This window comes from bacterium, assembly GCA_020444065.1.
Lineage (GTDB): Bacteria > Sumerlaeota > Sumerlaeia > SLMS01 > JAHLLQ01 > JAHLLQ01.
This window is the reverse complement of record JAHLLQ010000003.1, coordinates 336276-361821: the sequence shown is the minus strand read 5'-3', so window position 1 is coordinate 361821 and position 25546 is coordinate 336276. Positions and strand designations below refer to the sequence as shown.

Annotated in this window: 22 protein-coding genes; 11 read left to right on the top strand and 11 right to left on the bottom strand. The window is 60.0% G+C overall.

The window, feature by feature from the left end; all coding sequences use genetic code 11:
- The 4 genes from KQI84_09250 to KQI84_09235 form a co-directional block, all read right to left on the bottom strand.
- Positions 1-1647, bottom strand: a complete 1647-nt coding sequence (locus KQI84_09250; protein ID MCB2155061.1) for an HD domain-containing protein — start codon at positions 1645-1647, stop codon at positions 1-3.
- Between the two features lie 337 nt (positions 1648-1984).
- Positions 1985-2809, bottom strand: coding sequence for a hypothetical protein (locus KQI84_09245; GenBank protein ID MCB2155060.1), 825 nt, complete (start codon positions 2807-2809; stop codon positions 1985-1987).
- 8 nt (positions 2810-2817) lie between these two features.
- Positions 2818-3648 carry a hypothetical protein gene (locus tag KQI84_09240; GenBank protein ID MCB2155059.1) on the bottom strand — a complete coding sequence of 277 codons (831 nt, stop codon included), beginning with the start codon at positions 3646-3648 and terminating at the stop codon, positions 2818-2820.
- A gap of 125 nt (positions 3649-3773) precedes the next feature.
- Positions 3774-5666: a glycoside hydrolase family 66 protein gene (locus tag KQI84_09235; GenBank protein ID MCB2155058.1), complete on the bottom strand. Its 1893-nt coding sequence runs from the start codon at positions 5664-5666 to the stop codon at positions 3774-3776.
- 516 nt (positions 5667-6182) lie between these two features.
- On the opposite strand from KQI84_09235, the gene rpsB reads away from it, so the two are divergent.
- From rpsB to KQI84_09210, 5 genes are all read left to right on the top strand, one after another.
- Entirely contained in the window at positions 6183-7091 is a 909-nt protein-coding gene (rpsB, locus tag KQI84_09230; protein MCB2155057.1) for a 30S ribosomal protein S2, read from the top strand.
- A 72-nt stretch (positions 7092-7163) separates the two neighbouring features.
- Positions 7164-8045, top strand: a complete 882-nt coding sequence (gene tsf, locus KQI84_09225) for a translation elongation factor Ts (GenBank protein ID MCB2155056.1) — start codon at positions 7164-7166, stop codon at positions 8043-8045.
- A gap of 161 nt (positions 8046-8206) precedes the next feature.
- The gene (gene pyrH, locus KQI84_09220) at positions 8207-8920 is read left to right on the top strand and encodes a UMP kinase (protein ID MCB2155055.1); all 714 of its coding nucleotides are present in this window, start codon (positions 8207-8209) and stop codon (positions 8918-8920) included.
- A 7-nt stretch (positions 8921-8927) separates the two neighbouring features.
- The gene (gene frr / locus KQI84_09215; GenBank protein ID MCB2155054.1) at positions 8928-9500 is read left to right on the top strand and encodes a ribosome recycling factor; all 573 of its coding nucleotides are present in this window, start codon (positions 8928-8930) and stop codon (positions 9498-9500) included.
- Between the two features lie 17 nt (positions 9501-9517).
- Positions 9518-10390: an isoprenyl transferase gene (locus KQI84_09210; protein MCB2155053.1), complete on the top strand. Its 873-nt coding sequence runs from the start codon at positions 9518-9520 to the stop codon at positions 10388-10390.
- Positions 10391-10393: 3 nt separating this feature from the next.
- Here KQI84_09210 and KQI84_09205 read toward each other — a convergent pair whose 3' ends face one another.
- Together KQI84_09205 and KQI84_09200 are read right to left on the bottom strand one after the other, a co-directional pair.
- On the bottom strand, positions 10394-11203 hold the full coding sequence (locus KQI84_09205) for a hypothetical protein (protein ID MCB2155052.1): 810 nt from the start codon (positions 11201-11203) through the stop codon (positions 10394-10396).
- 91 nt (positions 11204-11294) lie between these two features.
- Complete coding sequence (locus KQI84_09200) at positions 11295-12791, bottom strand: Fic family protein (protein MCB2155051.1); 1497 nt, start codon at positions 12789-12791, stop codon at positions 11295-11297.
- Positions 12792-13134: 343 nt separating this feature from the next.
- Here KQI84_09200 and KQI84_09195 point away from each other — a divergent pair, with 343 nt between their 5' ends.
- On the top strand, positions 13135-15021 hold the full coding sequence (locus KQI84_09195) for a DUF1566 domain-containing protein (protein ID MCB2155050.1): 1887 nt from the start codon (positions 13135-13137) through the stop codon (positions 15019-15021).
- Positions 15022-15109: 88 nt separating this feature from the next.
- On the opposite strand, the gene KQI84_09190 is transcribed toward KQI84_09195, so the two are convergent.
- The 3 genes from KQI84_09190 to KQI84_09180 all read right to left on the bottom strand — a co-directional run bounded on the left by KQI84_09190 (position 15110) and on the right by KQI84_09180 (position 18277).
- A complete protein-coding gene (locus KQI84_09190) occupies positions 15110-15553 on the bottom strand; it encodes a hypothetical protein (protein ID MCB2155049.1) in 444 nt (147 codons plus the stop codon).
- A gap of 78 nt (positions 15554-15631) precedes the next feature.
- Positions 15632-15913: a membrane protein insertion efficiency factor YidD gene (gene yidD / locus KQI84_09185; GenBank protein ID MCB2155048.1), complete on the bottom strand. Its 282-nt coding sequence runs from the start codon at positions 15911-15913 to the stop codon at positions 15632-15634.
- A 159-nt stretch (positions 15914-16072) separates the two neighbouring features.
- Positions 16073-18277: a hypothetical protein gene (locus tag KQI84_09180; GenBank protein MCB2155047.1), complete on the bottom strand. Its 2205-nt coding sequence runs from the start codon at positions 18275-18277 to the stop codon at positions 16073-16075.
- A 766-nt stretch (positions 18278-19043) separates the two neighbouring features.
- Here KQI84_09180 and KQI84_09175 point away from each other — a divergent pair.
- From KQI84_09175 to KQI84_09160, 4 genes are all read left to right on the top strand, one after another.
- A complete protein-coding gene (locus KQI84_09175; protein ID MCB2155046.1) occupies positions 19044-19646 on the top strand; it encodes a hypothetical protein in 603 nt (200 codons plus the stop codon).
- Between the two features lie 171 nt (positions 19647-19817).
- Positions 19818-20180 (top strand): GxxExxY protein, encoded by a 363-nt coding sequence (locus tag KQI84_09170; GenBank protein MCB2155045.1) that lies wholly within the window; start codon positions 19818-19820, stop codon positions 20178-20180.
- 471 nt (positions 20181-20651) lie between these two features.
- Positions 20652-21122 carry a DinB family protein gene (locus tag KQI84_09165; protein MCB2155044.1) on the top strand — a complete coding sequence of 157 codons (471 nt, stop codon included), beginning with the start codon at positions 20652-20654 and terminating at the stop codon, positions 21120-21122.
- A 547-nt stretch (positions 21123-21669) separates the two neighbouring features.
- Complete coding sequence (locus KQI84_09160) at positions 21670-22917, top strand: argininosuccinate synthase (protein ID MCB2155043.1); 1248 nt, start codon at positions 21670-21672, stop codon at positions 22915-22917.
- 60 nt (positions 22918-22977) lie between these two features.
- On the opposite strand, the gene KQI84_09155 is transcribed toward KQI84_09160, so the two are convergent.
- Complete coding sequence (locus KQI84_09155) at positions 22978-23766, bottom strand: FkbM family methyltransferase (GenBank protein ID MCB2155042.1); 789 nt, start codon at positions 23764-23766, stop codon at positions 22978-22980.
- A 158-nt stretch (positions 23767-23924) separates the two neighbouring features.
- A complete protein-coding gene (locus KQI84_09150) occupies positions 23925-24572 on the bottom strand; it encodes a hypothetical protein (protein ID MCB2155041.1) in 648 nt (215 codons plus the stop codon).
- A gap of 502 nt (positions 24573-25074) precedes the next feature.
- Between KQI84_09150 and KQI84_09145 the strand changes: the two genes are divergently transcribed.
- Entirely contained in the window at positions 25075-25524 is a 450-nt protein-coding gene (locus tag KQI84_09145; GenBank protein ID MCB2155040.1) for a hypothetical protein, read from the top strand.
- The last annotated feature ends 22 nt before the right edge of the window (positions 25525-25546 follow it).

The window sequence follows — 25546 nt, the reverse complement described above, 5'->3', positions numbered from 1 at the left end:
TCACTGACTCGTCGGCGGATCCGCGATCCCGGCCGTCGGTTGCGCCGCGTAATGCGATGGCGTGTGCGAAGGAGTCGGATCGACACCCAATTCACCGCTCGTGTGCCGCAACAATTCCGTCACGTACGTCTCAAACGCCACGACAACTTCCGGATCGTAGGTCTTTCCCGCGCCTTCCTTAATCCGATCCAGCGCCTCGTTGTATGTCATCGGTTTGTTGTACGAACGCTTCGACGTCATCGCGTCGAACGAATCCGCGACGCCTAGAATGCGCGCCTCGAGCGGACAGTGATCGCCCTTCAACCCATCTGGATAACCCGAGCCGTCCCACCGTTCGTGGTGGCCGCGGATCCAAGGCAACAGCTCGCGCAGATAACCGATCGGGCCCAGAATCTTCTCGCCCATCTCCACGTGCGCCTTGATCGTACTGTACTCCGTATCGGTCAAGCCGCCCGGCTTGTTGATGATGCCTTCCTTGATGCCGATCTTGCCAATGTCGTGCAGCTCTGCCGCCATCTCCAGTTTGCGCAGATGGTCCTGCTCGAAGCCCATCTCCTGCGCGATGCCGAGACTGTACTTCTTCACGCGCTGCGTGTGGCCCATCGTATAGGCATCCTTCGCCTCGATCGCCTTCACCAGCGCCTGCAACGTCTGGTGGTAACTTTCCTGAAGATTGTCGCACAGCCTCGCGTTGTCCAGCGCGATCGCGGCCTGGTTTGCGAACGCCGTCACGACCTCCGCGTCCAGATCGTCGTAGTGAATATTGCGCTGGCGGTTGTCGAGATACAGCGCGCCCAGCACCCGATCGCCGACAACAAGCGGCGCACAGATCACTGCCTTCACCGCGAACCCCACGATCGATTCGCTCGCGGCGAAACGCGAATCGCTGCCGATGTCGTTCGCAACCAGCGTCGCCTTGTCCTTCACCGCCTGGTTCAAGACCGTCGTGCTGATCGTCGTTTCCTCATCCTTGTCCCCATCACGCGTCGACGCATACCGCGGCAGGAACTGGCCCTTCTTTTCCTCGTACAGCAGAATCACCAAGTTCTCCGCGCCGCCAAAGACCTCGAACAAACCGTTCGCAATGACCTCCAGCAGATCGTGCACCGGCAACAACTGCGACATCTTCTGCGTCACGCCGTACAGCGACTTCAGGCTGTTCACCAGCCGCTGCGTCCGGACCAGTTCCACCTGCTCGATCGGGCTGATCTCGGGCTGATTGTCCTTATAGTAGTCGAAAATCTGCGAGAATTTATTCGCCAAGGCATCGGCACTCACCGACGCCGTGTTCAGCACGCTCGTGACCATCGATTCGCTTTGCACGAACTGGATGGTGTTGAAATCGCTGTCCTCGAGCAGCGCCATCTCGGTGCCGCCCAGCTTGATCAGATCGCCGACCGTTAGCTTCCGGGTCGCCACCTTCTCGCCATTGATTGATGAACCATTGGTCGAGTGATTGTCGCGGAAATACAGCTCGCCATTCACGAACTCGAAGAACCCGTGAATGCGCGACAGCTTCGGATCGTCGATTTTCAGATCGCAACTTGGATCGCGACCGACCGTCAGCCGATCCGTATTCATATCAATAGCGCGCCCTTTCAAGGGACCAGTGCGGACATTCAGGCGCAAGTTCGACAGAGAACTCATCGTCAGACAAAACCTCGGGGGAAAAAGGACAAATCAGAGCAGTGTGAATGCTCCGCCCGGCTCCCCGGCTTGTCAAGGCAACCCTGTTGTCGCCCCCCCAGGGCGTCCCATTGTGCCAGTCTCCTCGTTGCGCTGCGGTCAGCGACCTCGGTCACGTACATCGGTACGCTCCCTTTGGCCGCGGCCTTGCGCGCCTCGATCTTGGCACAATGGAACGCCCTGGAAACTCGAGAGCACTCCGGTTTTCCTCCCCGCGGGCCTCTCCTGCCTCTCCCGGATCATGCCCGACCCCCTTCACAACTTCTTCTTCGTGCTCTTCGTGTCTTCGTGGTGAGATTCAATCCTCTCGCGTCACCGGCACCGGCGTTGGGGAGGGCGTCGGCGGCGGGATGTGCTCAAACCACTTCGCCGGATCCTCATCCCCATTGCATTGAATGGCCGCATCCAACAAATCGACCGCATACTCGGCCAGATCCCCGTGTTCGCCCTTCCGCGGGAAACGCTGATGCGTGCGAGGCTGCGCCCAATCCGGGACCATCCCACCAATATCGGCCGCCAGGCCATCCCCTCTCAAGACCCAAACGAATCGGCGATTGCGCCCGAAGTCGTTTCGCTCCATCGGCCTCCACGCCTCGAGCACCTTCTCGACGAGGGCCTCCAAGTCAGGCGGGATTTCCTCGATGAGGTAGTAGTCGCGCGTTCCCCTCACCCACTCGGTGTCCCCGCGATTCCGCGCCCATCCCCCCACTACCTTTGTATCGTAGAGATAGATACTCAGGACTTCCCGGCCCTTGTCGTTAATCATCAAGTCCCATCTCTGATCATCTTGAATCCACTGGAAAACGACGAAGCCGATCTGCCCGGTCGAATTCTCCCAGACCTGAACGTGCCATGGAAGGTCGCGATGCTGAATGGAAACCGACGAATCAACCGGCAACCTCTGTGGACCATAGTGCGTATCGTAGTCGATCTTCGTCCGCCACGGCGGCTCCTCCCAGACCATCAGCTCCAGGTCGGAGTCCTTCGGATAGAACTCATCGCTCAGAATCCGCGGATTCAGTACCGCAAACCAAAGCAAGAGCAACGTCCCCACGCCGAAGACAATAAGCACGATCGCCTTGCGACGATACGGATGGGCGGGTTTGCCGTTCTCCGGTTCCATGGCAATCCTCAACTACCCTCGTGCAATTCGGCCGAGCTGGAACTCTCGCTCGATCCTGGCATCTGAGCTGGAATATCTGCAAACCACTCAGCTACATCCTGATCTCCATATTCCTCCACCACGCTGTCCAAGATCTTCACCGCATATTGAGCCAGGTCCTTATGCTCACCCTTCCTGGGGAAGCGATCGTGGCGATGAGTGCTCAAGCGCCGCGAGAAGCCCCAGGTCCTAGACCGGATCCCTTTGGTCCCGATCATCCAGAAGTACCGTCGGCTCTGTCCGAAATTCACCTCTCGCGAAGCCTCACCGATCTCTCGAATCTCCTCCGCGACATTCTCCAACTCCGGCGGAAGGTCACTGATTTGACTGAACTCTGGCGCGGCTTCCTCCCACTCACCCGTATCCGTCCGCCTCCATGCCCCTTGGGCCCCACCATTCAGCAGACTGAGATGGACACGTACCCCGCCTCCGTCATTCCAGTGCAGGGTACAGAACTGATCGTTCTCAGACCAGTGCATGATAATCGATTGGACACTGCCTTCTGCGCCAACCTCGATATAGGTTTCCCAGGGCTGATGCTCCCGATGCACATAAGCCGAGACTTCGACCGGGAAGACGTGTGGGCCGGCGCTGATCTCTTCCACGCTCTGGGGTCCAGATGCGATGGACTCACCGATCGAGACTTGAAGATTCGTGCCGGAAGGGAAATAATCGTCTGACAGAAACCTCGGCCGGAGAACCGCCAGCCAGAGCACAATGAACATCCCCAGCGCAAACACCGTAAGCAGGATCGCCTTGCGGCGATACGGATGGGCGGGCTTGGGTTTCGAGGATTCCATCGCACTCCTCCTCGAAAACCCTAAGCCCGCCACGTACGCATGTCAATGCACGCGCTTTCTCGACTTCTTCTTCGTGCTCTTCGTGACTTCGTGGTGAATCTAGCGAATTCCCGTACTTCCCTGGCTCAGAAATGCCGCTCCAGCCAGATCATCGTCCAGTACTGGAACTCCGGCAGCGTGAACTCCACATACCACTGGCCCTGGCTGGCGTCCCAGTTCGTCGTGTAGTCCGTCACCTCGACCGCCTTGCCGTTCTCGAAGTCCGGGCTCGCGTACCAGACCTTCGATGTTCCCCACGAATCGTTGAAGTACACCCGCACTGGTTTGTTCGTCACCACCGACGGCACCGTCACATTCGTCCCGTCCGGATCGCGCCAGCGCGTGTCGCTCGTGTTCAGCAGATTGATCAGGTGCGCGATGTCGTAGTAATTCGCCCCGTCCAGCCCACCGCGCCATTTCGCCAGCTTCCACACACGATTCGCCGTCCCGTCGTAACCGCTCGGGATCGAACCGCCCAGATCGTAATCCACGCGCTTGTTGCCGTCCCACACGTTGTCCCGAAGCACATTCTCGTAGGCCACCGCGAAGTTGTAATAGTCCAGAACCTTCGCCTTCAGGTCCGTCGACATGATCAGGTTGTGCGATGGGAAGTACTCGTTCGTCAGCACATTCAACCCGTCGCCCAGTTCGATGTGCCAGCCGCCCGACGCAAACACTGCCGCGTCCGCCAGCAACATCGCCGGCTCGCGCACGTACCCGGGATTCGATGACGAGAAGCCCTTCGCGTAATCGTAATGCAGATACCCCGCAAGGACACTGCTCTTCAGCGTATTGCCGCGGATGTTATTCAGCGTCGCGTTGATGTCGAAGAAATCATCCTCGTCCGACTCACCCCAAAGCTCCGAATACATCACGTCCACCTCGGCGTTTTGCGCCACCAGTGACTCGCCGAAATTCGAGACTGTATTGATCGCCAGGAACTTGTCCCAACCGAAGCGATACCGCATGTCGTTCACGAACCCGGCATACGTCGCATCCAGCGTGAACGCGTTCTTGTCCCAGTCGTACAGCTCGCCGCGATCCCCCACCGTATCGATGTGCCAGCCATCGAAATCGAACTGGCTGAACACGTACGCGATGTCGCTGCCGATCCAATCGCGCCAGCCCTGGCTCGCCGGGTTGAAGAAATAGATCCGCGGCGTCTCCCAACCCGAGATGTTCAGTTCATACCGATCCTGGTCGCTCGGATCGTACTGAGTCGACTCCCAGTGCGTGAACGATCCCCAGGAAAGCTGCACGCCGTCGTTCCAGTACTCGTCGTACGCGCCGTACATCAGCTGATAGACCATCGCCGCCATATTGTAATCATGGCACCGGTCGATCAGCTCGATCGTCTTCGACCTCGAATTCCACGGATCGCGCGCTGCGATATCCTGCCAGTAATCGAACCCGGGCTTGTAGTTGATGTGGTGCTCGTCCGACCAATCGTAGAACTGCACCGCATTGATCTTGTGGTCCCGCATCGGATCGATCATGGCCGCCGCATCCGTCGGATCGCTGAATTGCGTCAGAAAGCCGTACCGCGGGAACTTCGTCCAGTCGCTCGAGAAATCGAACGCCGTCGAGCCCCGATCCGTCGCCACCCCATCCCGCCAGCACCAGACCTCCGCCAGGTAACCCCGGTCGTCCGGTGAGTTCACATTGAACGTGAAGTTGAACGTCGCCGAACGCCCCTTGCGCAGCCGAACCGACTGCTGCTGGTCCAACCCCAACCCGGCGCCCAGGTGCCGCGGATAGACCCCGACCTCGCCATTCCAGGTGTACGGCAGCGTGTTCGTGAGGGACACCGTGACCGTCACGCTGTCGCCCGTCCTGTACTGCGCCTTATCCGTGCGAACGCTGTTTATCAGCGGACCGGCCTGCCCGGCAGCCGCCAGCGACATCGCCACAAGCACCGCGCCGAAACCGGAGAAGACTCGAAACAAAGACCTCTGGGGAGAATATGGGGGCGTCATCATACGTCCTTTCCGTAGAAGAGTACGGACAACCGGCGAAAGAAGATTGAAGCGCTTTGCTCTTGCTTTTTACTTTCTTGCACCATGTTTTGCAACATTGTCCGGATTTCAGTCATAGCGCTATGACTACCGGGCTCGACCCGTTTTGTCAACCCTGAATTTGAACCGCTCCAATCCCCCCTTCCTGGGAGCGCCGGCTTCCAGCCGGCAACGAACTCGATGAGACAAACGAGCATCGTTCCGCTGAGCACGAACACGGTATGCGCCCCGAGGCAGCCGACCGCCGCGCAACGAAGAGCCTGGGGCAATGAGAACGCCCTGTCGCCGCCGAATTCCCCTTGCAGTGCCCCCCCCTCTTGCCTACAAACAGCGCCCGTTTCGGCCGGATTGCGCGGTCGAGCGAAGAATCCACACGCCCTTCCGATGCACTCGGGGGTGTTCGCAGCGGGTCGACTCCGACGCGAATCCTGAGCGCAGATGACGAGGGCGGAGGAAAAAACCAAACGGAGAGGTAACTCCATGTCGAACGTCACCATGAAGCAGTTGCTCGAGGCAGGCGTTCACTTTGGGCACCAGAGCAGGCGCTGGAACCCGAAGATGAAACCCTACATCTACACCGAGCGTAATGGAATCTACATCATCGACCTCAAGAAGACCCTTCGTCTTCTGCGCGACGCCACCAAGTTCGTTCGCGACGAGGTCGCCCAGGGCTCCACGGTCCTGTTCGTCGGCACCAAGAAGCAGGCGAAAGACATCATCGAAGAAGCGGCCACGAACTGTGAGATGCACTACGTGAACAACCGCTGGCTCGGTGGTCTGCTGACCAACTTCGGAACCATTCGTCGCTCCGTGCTGCGCCTGATCGAGCTCGAGCAGATGTTCAACGACGGAACCATTAATCAGTACGTCAAGAAAGAGCAGGCAGCCCTCTCCCGTGAGATGGCCGCCCTGAAGAAGAACCTCAACGGCATTAAGAAGATGGATCGCATTCCGGACGTCATGTTCATCGTCGACCCGTCCAAGGAACAGATCGCCGTCAAGGAAGCCAAGAAGCTCAATATCCCCATCGTCGCCGTCGTGGACACCAACTGCGATCCGGACGAGATTGACTGGGTGATCCCGGGCAACGACGACGCCATTCGTTCGATTCGCCTGATGTGTACCGCCATCAGCGATTCCTCGCGCGAAGGCCGCGCGGCCGTCTCCGAAGGCTCCTTCTCGGACGCCGAAGAGCAGCAGGCCCCCGCAGCCGAAGGCGGCGTCCTGTCCGCCGAGGAACTCGAGCAGCGCTTCAAGGTCTACCAGGGCCAGGAAGGCGGCGAGCAGCCTGCCGCTCCGGCACCGGCACCCGCACCCGCACCCGCCGAAGGCCAGGTTCCGCCTCCGCCACCGCCGGCTGGCATCCCCCAGCCCGGCACCAGCGAATAATCAAAGAAAACATCGACTGCCCGCCCTGCCTCATCCGCAGGGCGGGCGATTCTCCGATAAAGGATCAGATCAATGGCTGAGATTACGGCAGCGATGGTGAAAGAGCTGCGCGACAAGACCAGCGTGGGCATGATGGAGTGCAAGAAGGCACTCGAAGAAGCCGAAGGCATCATGGAAGATGCCATCCGCGTCCTCCGCGAGCGCGGCATTGCCAAGGCAGCGAAGCGCGAAGGCCGCGCCGCCGCCGAGGGTCTGGCCGCCGTGGCCATCAACCCCGATTGCACCGAAGGCACCGTGGCAGAGCTTAACTGCGAGACCGACTTCGTGTCCCGCAACGAAGAGTTCGCTGCCCTGGTGAAGCAGATTGCCGCCCAGGCACTGGCCGACAAGCCGGCCGACCTCGAAGCGCTCAAGGGGCTTACGCTCGAAGGCGGCGCCAACGTCCAGACCGCCGTCGACGACGTCCGCACCAAGATCGGCGAGAAGATCGAGCTGAGCACCTACGCCCGCGTCAGCGGCGACGTGGTCACCGGCTACGTTCACCCTCCCGGAAAGATCGGCGTCCTCCTGGCCGCCGACGTTGAAGGCGGCGTCGCCGACGATAAGCGCACGGCCGTCATCGAAGAGCTCCGCGGCATCGCGATGCACATCGCGGCGTTCTCCCCCCGCTTCCTGGACGAGAGCCAGGTCGACAACAAGACCCTCGATGCGGAGCGCGAAATCTTCGCCGCTCTGGCTCGCAACGAGGGCAAGCCCGAAGCGATCATCCCCAAGATCGTCGACGGCAAGATCAAGTCCTTCTACAAGGACAACTGCCTCCTTGACCAGGCCTACGCCAAGGACCCCTCCAAGACCGTCGTCCAGGTCGTCGAGGAGTTGAGCAAGGCGGTTGGCGTGAAGGTCAAACTCACGGACTTTGTCCGCATTCAGGTCGGCGCCAAAGCCGAGGGCTGAAAGCAAACGGAATGATCGGCGCGGCGGGTTTTTTGCTCGCCGCGCCTTCGTATCCGGTTGTATCCCTGACCCCGCGAACCAAAGCCTCTGCGCCCCCGGGCGCCGGAAGGGACGACACGATGGAAGTGATTTCGAAGTCGGAAGTCTCACCCGCCGCAGCGATGGCCCAATACCAACGAGTGATCCTCAAACTCAGCGGCGAAATGATGAAGGGGAAAGAAGCCTTCGGACTGGACCGCGAATCGGTCCTGTTCATCGCCCGGGAAATCAAAAGCGTCGCCGATCTGGGTATCCAGGTCGGCGTTGTTATTGGTGGCGGGAATATTTTCCGCGGCAACAGCGAAGCCGCCCGCGACATGAAACGCGCCGTCGCCGACCAGGTCGGCATGCTCGCCACCGTCATCAACGCCCTCATGCTCCAGGACGCTCTCGAGCACATGGGCGTCCAGACGCGCACGATGACCGCCATCCCCATGGCCGACGTGGCCGAGCCCTACATCCGCCGCCGTGCCATTCGTCACCTGGAGAAAGGCCGCGTCGTCATCTTCGGCGGCGGCACCGGCAACCCCTTCTTCACGACAGACAGCGCTGCCGCACTGCGCGCCAACGAACTCGACGCCGATGCGCTCCTCAAAGGCACCAAGGTCGACGGCGTCTATACCGCGGACCCCAACAAGGACCCCAACGCAGAGTTCCTCCCCACGTGCAGCTACAGCCGTGCCATGCGAGAGAATCTCGGTGTGATGGACGGGGCCGCTCTAGCCTTGTGCCGCGACAATGACGTCCCCATTGTGGTGTATAATCTGAAGGTCCCTGGCAACACGCACCGCGTGGCATGCCACGGCGACATCGGAACAAAGGTTACCAAGGAGTGAGACAACGATGACCCTGATACCCGAAACCAAGACTGTCTACGATACCGCCGAGGCGAAGATGAAGGGCGCCCTTCGCGCGCTGGATGATGAATTTCATACCGTGCGCACCGGCCGCGCCAACCCCGGCCTCGTCGATCAAGTCGAAGTCGAAGCCTACGGCCAAGCCATGCCCATCAACCAGATGGCCAACATCACCACCCCTGACGCCCGCACCATTCAGATCAGCCCCTGGGACAAGAGTCAGTTGGCCGGCATCGAGCGCGCGATCATCGCCGCCAACCTCGGCTTCAATCCCAACAATGATGGCGTCGCCATCCGCATCAACATTCCGGCCCTGACCGAAGAGCGCCGCAAAGAACTCTGCAAAGTCGCCGCCCACATGGCCGAAGAAGCCCGCGTTGCCGTCCGCCACGTCCGCAAGCACGCCAATGACGACGTCAAGAAGCTGGAAAAAGACCACGCCATCGGCGAAGACGCCGGCCGCGATGCCCACGACGAGATCCAGACCCTGACCAATGACTATATCAAAAAGATCGACGAAAAGCTGAAAGGCAAAGAAGCCGAAATCATGGAAGTCTGAGAAAGCAAAGGCGACGGATGGCTGGCAGACGATCTCCAATCATCTGCCAGCTACCGCCTTTCTGCTTACTCGCCACTGCTTTCCCCTCCGGAGCCCCAGTGTCCCAACAAACCCGCCACGACAAACCTCGCCTGCTCGAACCCGTCTCTCCCGAAGAGCTGGCGGTCTTCGCACGGCTGCGCCTCGAGAGCCTGCCGCGCCACGTGGCGATCATCATGGACGGCAACGGCCGTTGGGCACGCTCCCACTCACTGCCGGAACGCATCGACGGACATCGCGCCGGCATCGAAGCCGTCCGCGCGGCGACACGCACCGCCGCCCAGCTCCAGCTCGACGCGCTCACGCTCTACGCCTTCTCCAGCGAAAACTGGAGCCGCCCCAAGCGCGAAGTCACCGCGTTGATGAAGCTCCTCGAACGCTTCCTCGTCAAAGAAATCCCCGAGCTCAACGACAACAACGTACGACTCGTTGCCAGCGGCCGCATCGACGCGCTTCCGGCCAGCGCCCAGAAGAAACTCGCCAACACGATCGAAGTCACCTCCAGCAACACCGGTCTCGTGCTGAACCTCGCGCTCAATTACGGCGGGCGGAATGAAATCGTCGACGCCACGCGCGCCATCGCCGAACGCGTCGCCGCCGGAGAAATGAAACCCGAAGACATCGACCCCGACGTCTTCGCGCGTCATTTGTATCAACCCGAATTGCCCGAACCCGAGCTTTTGCTTCGCACATCGGGCGAAATGCGCGTCAGTAACTTCCTGCTTTGGCAGATCGCGTATACCGAATACCTCAGCATGCCCGTGTTGTGGCCCGACTTCCGGCGCATCCACTTCCTCGAAGCCCTCGAAGCCTACCAGCAGCGCGACCGCCGCTTCGGCGGCGTCCGCTGACCGCTACGGCGTTTGCTCTACATTGGTATCGATCCACACCAGCAACTCATCGATCGATTCCATCTTCTCCCACGGCACGTCGAATTGGTTCAGCCAGTATTGAAACTTGTAGGCATCCATAATACTGCTCGAAGCATCGAGCATCTCGTCCGGCAACAGAGAGATTGCATCCCGGAAAAGGAGCAAATCATTCCGATTCGAATGCTCGCGCAAGACATCAATCGCCAGCGACCGCTCATCGCCGCCGCGTTCGAACGCAATCCGAAGACGCTCGTGGTCAACGGGGCCACGCGCTAAATCCTGCGCAAGCGACCTAGCCGGCCCCGACCCCGGGGACACGTAGGCGAAGTATTTATCCAGCGGAGTCATCTGCGTTCGTCGCGCCGCATCAATGACGACGATCGACATGGAGACGATCAGGACGCTCGCCAGCATCGCGATGCCTCCACGGTGCCACCGCCCCTCCTTGGCTCGATCCTGGACGAGCGAGACGGCAAACATCACAAACAAATAGATGAAGATTGCAAGCAGACCGATGTAGCCCGTCATCGGGAAAAGGACGATCGCGAGCACGATCAATCCGGCGCGTGACCCCAGACGAATGACGCGGCCAAACGGCTCCTCCAGAATCGGCAGCTTGCCCATCCAGAGAAGGACCGTGTGGACAATCTTCCACGCCACGAACGTGTAAAAGACCCCCAGGATCCCGGGGATATGATATTGAGCTAAGGATTGCGTGCAGACGCCGCATGCCCACACCGCCCCCGGCGCCAGCGCCAACGCCCCAATCATCCCGCCACGCATCCGAATCATCCCACCGCCGCTCCCACTCGGCCAATCCAACCCCACCACGCCCCCGCAAACGAATCAAGGGTCATCGCCGCCGTGCCTTGCCTCATGACTGCTATTCTTCTGATAGATAGACGCGACGCACGGCCTCTTCCATCTGCGCGATCTCGTCATCCGTCAGGAGTACAAAATGGCTTTCCTTCTTTCTTGCCGAAAGATGTCCGTCATTTTGCAGGCAAATCCGAATGAACAAGTCGATCTGCCGATCGGGAAGATCGACGATCTGTTGAACTGCTCTCTTTGCCGTGTCGTAGTTTGAGAGAAACTTCAGTTCCTCGATCAACTCCTTCTCGATCGTCACTTGGACGAATTCAAAGAGTGCCTCCGCCTGGTTCGTGAAATCCAGGAAGCGATAATGATCTCTCGTTTCTCCAATGACGTTCATCCGACCATTGTCGTCGAGGTTGTATTCCAGAATGGATAGCAATGGACGAGAGAACGACTCGAGCGAAGCATCATACTGCGCCAGGTGATTCAACATCGCCGCCGAAACGGGAAACATAATTCCCGGCGGGCTGAATCCGCATCGAGCCAGGATATTGTGTATCAGGAAGCGATGGATACGGCCGTTTCCATCTTCGAATGGATGCAGAAAGACAAAGCCATAAGCAATGATTGCAGCGTGAATCACTGCGTTGATCTTTGAACTCTCAATCCGACGATGAGTCGCAAACATTCCATCCATCAAAAAATCAAGATCCTCGGGCTTGGGACACACGTAGTGTACTCTGGGGGAAGCCCAAGGTATGGACTCTGCGACGTAATTCTGAGTCGTTCGGTAATCGGATTCAGCAAACCGTGGATCGACGGTCCTTCCTTGAAGCTCGATGAGTCGATCCTTCTCACAGAAGTCTTCCTTCTCGGCGAGTCGAAGCAGCGCAACGAAGCGCTGTGTCCGCGAGGAATCCGGTCGAATCCGTTCGATCTCATACGACGACCGCGTCTCCTTGGTGTACAGGTAATCGAGCGCGCGATGCAGCATCTCCGCGGAGTATTGAGAAACGACCTCACGCCCTCTGGTCGAAAGATCCATCGATTCGAATTTCGATAGCCTCTTCGTCCGCCGAACGATTGGACAGAACCGGGAATCGCCCAGCAGGTTATTGCGGATGCGTTGCCGCCTGACGCGATCGCCAGGCTCCGTAACATAGTACTTCCGTCGCTCCAGCAGATCCACGTAGTTCCCCTGCGTCACGTTATCGAGAGGAAGCAGCTTCTCGGTGAGGAACTCGTACAGAAACCAAATCCGGCGGGAATACTGGCCCGTCGGCTTCGACTGCACATAGGTAACGATGTCCAAGGGATCGATGACGTCGAAAATCGCCGCGAGAATCCCCAGATTCACCCCATCATACTTCAGCGCAAACTCCAGGTGGTCGCCCACCGTGTCGCCCGGCCAGTACGCGAACGGGAACTCTTCGATCACGGAATCGCCACTCTGCACGACGCGCCGCGAACCATCAGAAACACTCGACCGGTGCCAATTGGGGATCACATTCAACTCGAAGCGCTGGATCAGCTCCTCGTAACCCACAGGTTTGGATCTGGCCATTGCGCCCACAAACACTTCCTCCAAAATCGTTACGGTACCCAGAAAACAATTAGTCTTACGCCCGTTCCTTGAAAAATCATTAATTGTGGGCCTTGTCCAGGCTATATTCTGTATTTTTCGCAATACCCAACGATTAATTGTTAGAAATTGTCAGGATTCTGCAAAAACCATTACCACCAGAGGCGCACTACAGAGGACACTGCCTGATCAGAAGTCCGCACCATAACGTACCAGGTCCGATGCATGTTCCACGTAACCACAATGAAATCAGCAAATCAATCGGTCGCACACTTCTCGCTTACTCCATCCCCAGACGCACCGAAACCAGATAGGAGCCCGGACCATGATTCGCACTGGACGCTGGTTTGTGTATTCGATGCAGGCAGCAATGCTGCTCATCGCCGCGACCGCACTTGGGGAAGGAGTCGCAACCGTAACCCCCGATTCCGCGCAGGCCGGAACAAGCGCGCTCACCGTCACGTACACGCTGACGGAAACGCCCCCGCCGCCCCCGATTGATGCGCCCCTCGTCGGAGCCGCCATTGGCACGATCTCCGGCACGAACGTCACACGCGTCGATACCTACAACGTGTCCGCGCTCTTCAACATCCCTGCCGGCGAAACTCCGGGCACAAAGGACGCCACCGTGACTTTCGGCGGCCCCAGCGGAAACGTCGTCTTCTCGAAAGCCAACGGCTTCACGGTCACCGGCGCTGCCAACAGCCCGCCAACGATCACGGCCGATCCCGTCACGCGCTCGATCGTCGAGGGAGCCACAGCGAAATTCTCCGTCGCGGCCCTCGGCGATGGAACCCTCGAATACCAATGGCAAAAAAACCAGACGAACATTCCCGGCGCGATCGAATCGACGTACCCGATCACAGACACCTCCGCCGCCGATGCCGCGACATATCGATGCGTTGTCTCGAACGCCTTCGGAGATGCAACGTCCGCCGAAGCCACCCTGACAGTCCTCTCTCCTCCCACAATCCCCTACCCGATCGTCGATACAAACCAGTCGACCTGCTACAATTCCATGACCGAGATCACGCCCCCGACCGTCGGCCAACCCTTCTACGGCCAGGACGCGCAGATCGACGGCTGGCCGCCGAGCTACTCCATCAGCGACGACGGCCTCACTGTCTTCGATCACGTCACACGTCTGGAATGGGTGAAGGACGCCGACCTTGATGGCGACAACGACATCGATGTCGACGACAAGCTCTCGTGGGAAGATGCGATGAGCTACCCGGCAACGCTCAACGCGATGAACTTCGCGGGGCACAACGACTGGCGCCTGCCATCGATCAAAGAACTCTACTCGCTGATGGACTTCACCGGCTATACCGGCACAACCACCGAAACATCGAAGCCCTATCTCGACGAAGACTTCTTCGATTTTGCATTCGGGGATGAAAACGCCGGCGAGCGCATGATCGATTCCCAGTGGGCCACAACATCGATTTACACCGGACTGACAATGGAGGGAAACACGCCACAGTACCCGGGCAGCACAACCGACTTCGGCGTCAACTTTGCCGATGGTCGCATCAAGGGCTACGGCCTCACCAACCCCGGAACCGGCGAAGACAAACTCTTCTACGTCCGCTGCGTGCGCGGAAACACCGACTACGGCACAAACGATTTCGTCGACAACGATGACGGCACAATTACCGATCGCGCGACGGCTCTCATGTGGCCGAAAGACGACAGCGCGTCCGGCAAGAACTGGGAAGAGGCGCTCGCTTACGTTGAACAACTCAACGCTTCGAACTACCTGGGGCACAACGACTGGCGCCTGCCGAACGTGAAAGAACTCCACAGCCTCCTCGACTACTCGCGCTCGCCCCAGGCGACAAACTCGGCCGCCATCGATCCGATGTTCAACGTCACACCCATCACCGATGAAGGCGGCGGAACAGATTATCCCTTCTACTGGAGCGGCACCACACACGTCGAAAATGAAACCGGTGATCACGGTTCTTACGTTGCCTTTGGCGAAGCCCTGGGCTGGATGGAAGAGCCGCCCGATTCAGGCAGCTACACCCTGATGGATGTCCACGGCGCCGGCGCACAACGCAGCGACCCCAAGACCGGCGATCCGGCGGACTACCCGTACGGCTTCGGCCCCCAGGGCGATGTCATCCGCATCTACAACTTCGTGCGCCCGGTTCGTGATGCTGAAGTCCCCGTCATCGTCGCCGCCCAGAGCGGCTGGTTCGTCTACTGACGCTCGCCTCCAACCACCCGCTCCATAAGAAGATGGCCGGCCCCATTCGGAGCCGGCCAATCGATTTCCGTGGAAGCCCTCGGAAGAATTACTCTTCCATTTCCAACGACGACTCCAGATCCCAGTTCTCCGGATCGAAGTTCAACTCGGTCGTGTGGACCGGGTGCGTGGCGTCGAGCATCGGCGACGCGAGGATCGTCATGCCCTGGCCCATCGGGACATCGCCGACGAACTGCACGATGCCGTCCTCGTCCATGACGATGATCGTGTCGGTGCGTGAGACCTTCGCATAGAGGCCGAGGATGTTCACGCCATCCTGGTACTTGTAGCAGAAGACCTCGCCGTTTGCGCCCTTGTAGATCGAGTTGGGAACGCCGAGATTGGCGAATACCTCGGCCTTGGTGGCGTCTTTCGAGACCCGCTGCGATTGCGGCGAGCCGTACTTCTGTGTCGAGTAGATGACGCCGCAACCGGTCGTCAGACCGACTGTCAGTGTCAGCAGGAAGAAGAGTCCAAAAGCGCGCTTGATCATGTCTTTCCGTCCTTCGGGGATTGAATTCAGTGTGTGGGTAGACCTGACCGAACTGCTGCGAGAGGCGGGGGAACAGTGTCAACAACAGGTTGGTTCGTCGTCCTCATCATCCGGCGGCGGGCCGATGCGATACCACTCGTCCTGGGGCTCGCGCTTCACCGGATCCCAGCCGCCCTTGCACAGCGGCTGGCACCTGGCGATGCGCCAGACGATCATCCCGACAGCCTTCCACGCCGGCTTGGAACGCAGCGCGTCGAGAGCGTAGTTGCTGCACGACGGATAGAAACGGCACTGACCGCCCAGCACAAAGCCGAGGGAGTACTGATACCCTCTCACGAGGACGATCAGGACCCACCGGATGGCTTTAGAGAGGAAGAGAATGGGCGGCGGTGGTTTGTGCTTCATCGTGAATTCAACGTGTGCGCTCCCGGGCGTAGTGGCCAAGCGGGAAGTGCGTTAAAGAACCTGCCCCCCGGCGTGAGCCGGGGGGCAGGAAGTCGATGTTGTCAGGTTTGACGATTAGTCGTTCAGGATCATCCAGTCGTCAACACCGGCGAACGGGAAGTTCAGCGCGCTGTAGGTCAGCGGGAACGTCTGGTAGCCGGAGGTGCGCGGAGCGCCGTTGTCGTACTGGCCGATGATGCCGGTGATCGTGCCCGGGCCGCCAGGAATGGCCTGGCCGTCGAACTCGCCACTGACGTCGCCATCTAGACGGACGGCAAGCAGGGTGATGCCGCCGTTGACGGTCCAGTTGGAGCCGCCGCCGGAGACGGTGAAGAGGCCGGTATCGTCGAAGGTCAGGCCGGAGAGGACGGTCATCGTGCTCTCAGCCGCTTCGTAGTCGGCGCCAAGGGCCGTGCCAGCGTCGAGGACGTTGGCCGGCGGAACCGCACGACGGGTCGCGCCGAGGTCGGCGATGAGGCCAACGCTGCCGGTCGCGATCTGCAGAAGGCCGTTGTACTCGTCGACTTCACCAACGAACAGGATCTCGTTGCCCATGGTCACAGCGGCAGGAAGATCGAACGCGGAGTAGTCGCGGCAGACGATACCGAAGGCACCATTCTGGATGGTGATGTTGTCGTCGCCGTAGTCGTCGAGGAGGTTCTCAATCACCCAGCCGTCAACGGTGATCAGCGCGCCGTCGAGGCCAAGGTTCAGAGCGCTGTAATCCGGGTCGGCCATGACGGCCGCGCGGAGCGTGTCGAGGCCGACGATGCCGCCGTACAGGTTGGCGGAGGTCGCGGCTTCGGCGCCGTTATCGAAGGTCAGCGTGTCGCTGGTCAGGTCGCCGCTCATCGCGGTGTCCATGGTCAGCAGGTAAGCGCCGCCACCGAGGTCGTTGACGGAGGAAACCGCCGCGCCGGAAGCGTCGTCGAAGGACCAGTTGCTCGGGGTGGTCTCGCCACCGGAGGTAGCAAGGGCACCGAAGCTGGCGTAGATCTCGGTGTCGAGCGTGCCGGTCGTGAAGGCCGTGTCGAGAACCGGATCAACCGTGCCGGCAACGACGGTCGCGCGAACGCGGCCGGAGGTCAGGTCGAGCTCGAAGGTGACCGTGTCGACTGTCGAAGCGGTGACGCCCGCGATGTTCGGCGGGCTGAGGGTAGCGCCATCATTACCGAACTGATACTCGTCGGTCCAGGCGTTGCCACCATCGACGACCGAGACGATCTTCCACTCGTCGGCAGCGGTCAGCGGCCCCGAGGGGATGCCGGAGAAGGTGAAGATGTTGTCGCTGGCAACTGCGTCGCCATTAAGGCCGTCGTCATGCATGAGGGTGGTCAGATCGTCCGGATTCCAATCGGATCCGCCAAACTCAGACTGCACGGCGCCAACAACGATGAACGGAACCGACTCGTAGAGGGAGCAGGAGACCGACGCGGTGCCAGGAATCCAGCCGTCGCCCGACGTGTCGCTCAGGTCGGCGTTGAAGGTAACCGGGCCACTATAGGGGTTGATCGCGGTATAGCTGCGGGCGTTGTTGCCCAGCACGTCGCCGCCGCCCCATTCCGCGGCCTTGTCGAGTAGAACCTTGAATTCACCACCGCCGGTGCCGGCAAGGGTGACGGTCGTCGTGTAGAAGTCGCCGACCTGAACCATGTCTGCGGCAGCAGAGGGAGTCCAGTTGCCAATGCCAGGGTCGTCACCGACGACTGCCTTGATGACTGGAGTGCCGAATGTCTGGCCACTGTTGATGGTGCCGGGGCTGCCGGCAGACGGTGCTTGCCAGGCGAAATCGCCCAGAGTGGTGCCCGTGCCGGTCAACTGCAAGGTGTAGCCGACGGGGTCGGAGCCGGATTCGGAAACGCCCATGTCGGGCAGGGTCTGGCCATTGGCCGGACCGTCGGCTGCGGCGAAGGAGCCTTCGTAGCTCAGAAGATGGACAACGTTGGTTCCAGAGGCGTCCACGAGAACGATGCCGTCGGGGGAGCCGTTCTGCAGGCCACCGATGTTGAACCAGATGGCGCCGTATCCGGAGCCTTCGTCAGGAATTGTGCCCGAAAGGGCGGTTGAGGAATACAGGCCGCCACCGTTGCCGTTGTACGGAACGAGGCTCCAGCCGGTCAGGTCGGTGCCGGCGGGGCCGGCGACTTCTGCGCCTTCACCGGTGTCTGTGCCAGTGTTATCATAGTGAAGCTCGTTGATGAACACTGATTGGGCAAAGCCCATGGTACCCAGGCCGAGAACGAGGCCGAGTCCCAGTACTTTTCTAAGATTCTTCTTCATCCACCAAACTCCTAGTTTGATTTGGAGCGGCCCACGCATGGGGCCGGTACTGCGGTGCGGAAGGGGGTCGGCCTCCCGGGAAATTCCTTAAGATCACCTGCGGTGTTCGTGATCGAATGGCTTTTGGCGACCGGCACCTCCGATTGGTTTTCCACCCTTAACACATTGGGCTAAGGGGTGAAGTGTGTCTCAAGCGATGGGCCGTGTCGAGGAAATCTTGCCCCAAAACGCATCTTCGGGCGGAAGATGCCGGGGCACGGCAGCCGTGCGGGCAGCACGAATGCCTGGCTCGAGGGGCCCTCGCTGTCGTCGATCCGTTGCGTCTGGTGCTACTCTCCCGGGGAAAAACGCCCGACTTTGTGTCGCGAACACGCCGCCGGTGGGGCTGGATCGACTTGCGTCTATTACAAAAGAACGCACTCCTCGGGAGATCAAGTGTTAGGGTCGCCCAGGATTGTCTGTCGCGCAAGCGGAAACTTCCCCCGAGGAAACGATCTGACAGGAACTTCACGTTGGAACGGTCAAACATGCTGCCGCACAGGCCCTAAATCGCTTTACCAGAGAGGCCGTTTACATGTGTGTCTTGCCCCGATTGAGGTTTCCCCGCCCCGGGTTGCCGCCAGGTCCCAGGGGCCGGATTTCCCGACCGATTCCTGAGCGTCGACCGGGCGGGCGATGTTTCGCTTGCTTCGCGGGGCGCGTGGGGCCTCGCCTGGAGCCCGCTCGGCACACAGCCCGGGCGATTTCCGCCGGAGGAGCACTGCCCATGGGTATCGATTTTGGAATTTTGACCCCGGATGCCGAGGAGCCTCAGCAGATGGAGGAGTTCGCGAATATCGCGGGCTTTTACAATCTCTGCAGCCTGATGGGCCAGTTCTTCCCCTATTTGGTCGATAACTTCGATATTCGCCGCGAGGACGGCTCGGAGGACGTCGCGTTCACGACCGGGCAGGTCTTCGAGTGGTTCGGCAAGTACACGACGGAGGAGAAGGCGGAGAACCTGGCCGCGTTCGGCGGCTACGTCGAGTTCATGAATCAGGCCGCCCAGCAGATCATCGAAACGGAAGCGCCCGAAGACGCCGAGGATCTGCGAGCCCTGCAGATCGACCCAGTGGTCTTCGAAGAGAACATCCGCGCGTTCTGGGGCCGGCTCATCTTCCGCGACGGCGCGCTGGGTCCTGACGAGGCCCCGCTGGCCACCGCATTCATCGGCCTGAACCTCGGCTTCCTCGGTCTGCTCGCCCGCCAGTACGCCGAAGACGAGGAAGTCCTGGCGGCGCTGAACGAAGCCGACGCCACCCTCCGCCCGCTGATGGACGCCCTCGACCAGATCGACGGAACCGACCTCCAGGTGGTTTTCGACGCGTAAGAACCACGGATTTCTCGGATGGCACGGATGGGAGGTTTCGTGCTCGTGATCGAGCCTTTCTGCTCGACTTCTTTTCATTTTCGATTTTTTACTATCTCAAGCCATTACGAGAGCGTATGGGGCTGACTCCCAATCCGTGCGCTCTGTGAAATCTGTGGTTGGAGGAATGTCATGATACATGCCGAGATCAGCGAGGCGATCATCGGCGCAGGCATGGAGGTGTTGAACACGCTCCGGCCCGGGCTGGACGAGAAGCTCTACGAGAACGCGATGGTCCTCGAGTTGGAGGAGCGGGGCCACAAGGTGGATCAGCAAGCGGTGTTCGAAGTTCTCTACAAGGGCCGCCACATCGGCCGCTTGATTCCGGACATGATCGTGGACGACTTGGTAGTCGTGGACCCCAAGGTCGTGACCGGGTTTCACGACGAGCACATCGCACAAATGCTGGGGTACCTGGCGATAACGGACTTGAAGCTGGGCCTGCTGGTGAATTTCAAGAAAGCAAAGCTGGAATGGAAACGGATTGTACGATGATTGCCACCGAGCAGGAGCGACTGAATGGATCCTTTTCGTGAGCAGATCGAGGGACTCCGCGAGGAAATCGCCGCCGCATTCGCCCTGACTGGCGAAGAGGTCGCCCGCGCACACGAAGTCACGCGGGGCGGCTTTCCGTCGATGTACGAGGCTCCGGGCGTTCTTCCGTGGCTGGTGGGATGCGCGGCCCTAGTGACGCTGGACCAACTGCTGGCGGGCTCGGAAGTGCCCGAAGAGGCACTCGACGATCTCCAGATGCGATTGGAGCAGAGCACGGTAGTTTTGCTTCGCGATGGGAGCTTGCGCGTCTTGCTCTCGGGCGAGGACGAACCTGTGGCATTCACCGAAGTACAACGCCAGGCCCTGGAGCGTTTCGCGAAATACTGCAGCCTGTTTCCACCGCTGGGCTCAGATGGCTACCAATGGCGAGTCGTCTGCGAGCGGCTTGCGGGCATCTGCCGTGCGGGCGCAATCTTCAAACTTTTCGAATACAATTGGCAGGTCCGGCGCGAGTGGTTCGAGTGGTGCCGGGCGGTTTCGGAATCCGAGTTGCTGGCGCCTCGGACCGGGGGGCGCGGTGGGATTCTGGCGACGCTGTTCCATGTGGTGGATGTGGAATACAGTTGGATCCGTATCCTGCAGCAAGAGCCGGATTTCTCTGAGCCGTTCGAGGACTTCGCGTCGTTAGAAAAGGTCGAGGCGCTGTCGGAACGATTGCACGCGGAGGTCCTCGCGTTCTTCGACGACTGGCAGTCGGAGCAGGAGAACTGCACGCTGGAGCTTCCGGATGACGATGGCACAATGGTGACATTCACGCACGGTGAGATCCTGCGCCACGCGGCGGCCCACGAAATCCACCACATGGGGCAACTCTCCGTATGGGCGCGCGAAATGGGCATCAAGCCGGTGAATGCGAACCTGATCGGACGGGGCATTCAGTAACCACGGATTTCTCTGAGGGCACGGATGAAGAAGACCCCCAGGATTTGGGTCCTTATCCTCCAGTCCCTTTCCTTTCTAGGGACACTAGCGCTACTGCCGAGCACAGGACTTCGGGGAAGACTGTGGCTCGTTTCGGACTTCCTATATTTCCTGGGGCTCTCGATGTTCATCGTGGCAATCGTCTTCGCCTGTCGCCGAAGATACGATGAGGCGTTCTGGACCTTGATGGACTCTGCGGCTCTTTGTCTCGGCGCCCTTGTGGGAGATTACTACATCTGGTCGCCTTTATCATTCATGCTATCATGAGATTGTGAGCGAACCAATCCTCTCTCCCATCCGTGTCCTCCGTGCAATCCGTGGTCCAAATGGACCGTGGTTTCCGCGTCATCTGTGCGATTCCGCTTGATTCTGAGCGACAGGGGCGCACGGTGCGACACGCAATGCTATCCGAGGAGTGATACGTAAATTGGCAAAGAAAAAAAGCGCCCCCAAGAAGGTCCAGCCGAAGGTCAGCTATGAGCCCGGCGGCAAGTCTGCGAAGTTGAAGATCAAGAACCCCACGCAGGAGGAGCTTCTCCCCCACCGTCGTGGCGTCAAGAAGGTCGTGTTGGCCTACAGCGGCGGACTCGATACGTCCGTCATGATTCCGTGGCTTCGCGAAAACTACGGCTGCGAGGTCATCGCCTTCGCTGCGGACCTGGGTCAGGGCGGCGACTGGACGGCGCTGAAGAAGAAGGCGCGCGACACAGGCGCGGCCAAGTGCATCGTCCGCGATCTGCGCGACGAGTTCGTCAACGATTTCATCACGCCGGCCATCCAGGCCAACGCGCTCTACGAAGGGCGCTACCCGATGCACACTGCCCTCGGCCGCCCGTTGATCGCAAAGCACATGATCGACATCGCGCTCGCCGAAGGCGCCGATGCGGTCGCGCACGGCTGTACCGGCAAGGGCAACGACCAATGCCGCTTCGAATTTACCGTCAAAGCCCTCGCGCCTCAGTTGCGCGTGGTTGCACCACTGCGCGAGTGGGAGATGAAGTGCCGCGACGATGAGTTTGCCTACGCCGAGGCCCGCGGCATTCACCTGCCGATCTCTCGCGAGAAGCCCTTCTCGATCGACAAGAATCTGTACGGCTGCGCGATCGAATGCGGCGAGTTGGAAGATCCCTGGAACATCGCTCCGGAAGAGGCTTTCCAGGACACGACCAATCCGCTGACGGCTCCGGACAAGCATGAGGACGTCACCATCGGCTATCGCCACGGCGTGCCCGTGTCGCTGAACGGCAAGAAGATGAAGGCGCGCGCGATCATCGAGAAACTGAACGAGATCGGCTTCCGCCACGGCGTCGGCCGTATCGACGTGATCGAGAATCGCCTGGTCGGCATCAAGAGCCGCGAAGTCTACGAGGCCCCGGCGGCGATCATGCTGATCCAGGGACACCGCGAGATCGAAACGCTGGCGCTCGACAAGGACAGCCACCGCTTCAAGGAAGTCGTGGACCTGCGCTTCATCGACATCATCTACAACGGCATGTGGTACAGCCCGCTGCGCGAGGCGCTGCTGGCGTTCATCCAGAAGTCGGAAGAGGTGATCAGTGGCCAAGTGACCCTGCGCCTGTTCAAGGGCAGCGTTCGTCCGATCGCGCGCAAGTCGCCGAACTCGCTCTACGACCGCAAGCTGTCGACCTACGAAGCGGACGACGAGTACGATCAGTCGAAGGCCGAAGGTTTCATCGAAATCTACGGCATGCCTCTGTTGATCCAGGCACGTCGCCAGGCCCGCGGAATCAAGTAATCGAAGCAAGCATTGATGAACACGATATCGGGCGGCTCTTCGGAGTCGCCCGTTGTCTTTTCAGGACTGCGCGCGGCGTAGGAATTCTTCTTCCCGCTCTTCCGGGAGAAGGAAGAAATCATTGATCCAACGTCCCCCATCTTCGGACGCCTGGTCGCGTTCCAGATCGAATTCCGAGACGGGATGAATACGCCGATCGTCAGGTTCGAAGTAGTGCGCCCGGTAGCCATCCTCCGCGAGGCGGGCGAAACAATCGGCCAGCGGCTCCTCGTGATGCCGTTGCTCGATTTCGACGAGGAGAGCGGGGCGACATCGGGCAAGCGTCTCCGCGGCGCCCGCGAGGACCTGGTCCTCGTGCCCCTCGACGTCGATCTTGATGAAGCCGACGGCGGCTTTCACTTCGCGCTCGACGAATCGATCGATCGTCATCAGTTGCACGATCTGAGTCTCGCCAGAATCGGCAGATAGCGACGCACGTGTGCCAACCAACTCCCCGTTGATTCGCGGGATGTGCAATCGGGCCGTCCCTTCCTTGTCCGAGATCGCTAGTTGGTAAGCTCGGGCGGGCGTTCGCAACCGAGCCAGTTCCTTGAACGCCGATTCGCCCGGTTCGATACTGTAGACGTTTCGCGCCCCGAGCAAATCCTCCACGACGATGCTGTAAATCCCGGTATTGGCGCCGACGTCCAGGAAGGAGCTTCCCCGCTGGACGAGTCGCCGAACGATTCGGATCTCCGGTTCGAACCGAGGATCATTGCCGGAGAGCGCGGCCGCGCGAATGCGCCGCTTGTAGAGGCCGGGCAGGCGATCATGAAGGAACCCGCGGACGCGGGCACGCGCTTCGAACATCGATCTGAGCTTCCGAAAAGGATGGTCAGGTTATGGCTTGGGAGGGTCCGTCTGACCAGAGAAATCCCACAGGTGCGACAGATGGAAACGCGCCCCGACGGTCAGCTTGCAGGCTGCCGGGGCGCGGTTGTTTGCAAGTTCAGGAGGCCTGTGAGGCGTCAGATGGATGTCGCCGTCGGGGTCACAAGCCGCTCCGCCTGGGGCGGTTCCGTGTAAAGATCATTGGTCGAGAAGTTGGAGTGAATAATCTCCACCTGGTCGAGCCGCGGTGCGGGATCGATCGGCTCGGGCAGGATCGGACGGAGCTCGGCCATTTCGGTCAAGTCTCCCTCGAAGAAATGCACTTGAGGAATGGACTCATCGGTCTCGGGGATCACCCGAGCCTGAAATTCCTCATCCCCATCCGCCTCGGTTGCTTCCCGGTCCAGGGACTGAACCGTGGCAATAATTTCAAGCATGCGTTCTTCGTTGGCGATGACCTCGATAGCGACGTCATCGGTGTTTTCGCGATTGGCCCACTGGATGATTTCGGCGGTTCCGCCAACCGCTTCTACAGCCGGGGTGGCCAGACGCAAGAGCCGCTGGGGCTCACGGGTTCGGATTTCCACGATGGCCGTGACCGTCGAAGAATCAGGGTCCTTCTTGTTCATACTGGAGAGATTGGCCGCGTGAGGTGGTTCAGATTCCACACGACGCGGTGGATCGACCCAAGGCGGGTCGTCGGCAAAGCTGGGCTGGGCTGAGGCGGGTACGGCAACGCCTGCCAGCGCCAGGCAGGCAATACAAGCAATCAGCAGAGTTCTCATCTACGGGCTCCCGAAGGGGGTATCGGATCGGGTGCGGGGGAAATTGTCGTGCTCTGCATTCTCGCAATTGCAACAGGCGGACCAATACTCCCGACTGGGATGTATTCTTGACTCCAACTGTTGCGCATTTGCGAGCGGGGGGTGAGTTCGCGGTCAAATCGCGAACCAATCGGACCAAGCCTGTATTCCGGCAGGACTGCCTCGGGTCATGCCAAAAGGGCAGGCTCGCTTCGAGTCTCTCGGAACCTCCTCTCCCCAAAGATGTTTTGATATCGTAAACGAAGGGCGGGCCTTCGAGACATCACAATGCCTCACAACGAAAGCCTCCGTCAATGAATTTCCGCTCTGCAATGCGGTCAGGCCGTGGAAGGGGCGGCAATGAGAGACCGGCTGTCCCGGAATCGCGCCTTCTCATCGCCGTTGACACCCCAACCGCCGCGGCGCGAGGCTCGGAAACTGGCCCGCTGGCGTTGCGGCGCATTTCGATGGAGGCTTCCTTCCTATGTGGAAAGAGAGAATCACTCCCCCCGTCCGGTCTTTGGCCGGCGCCATTGGTTTGTTGGGAATTCTGCTGCTGGCGCTGGCGCACTTCGGAGCCGGCCCGGTCGATGCCCAGTCCTCGACGGACGATGATACAACAACCAATTACTCGCTGCTAGCGGTCGACCAGATCGTCCCCCGCCAGTCCGGCGTCTCGGTCGAAGAAGTCATTCCCTTCGGCAAGGACAACGTCTACCTGGTTGCCACGACGGCCGCCCTGATCGTTTTCCGCGTCGACACCAGCGATGGAACCGCCGTGAACGTGAGGATCGGCGAGATTCCGCTGACCTCGGCCGGCTACGATGAGATCATCGTGCTGGACGACATGGCGTCGTTCCTGGTGCGCAATGACAAGGGCGTCGCGGTGTTCTCCGTGGCGAAGAACGAAGTTCTGCCCGCTCGCTTGCGCTGAGCCCCACCATCTGACCGCTTTC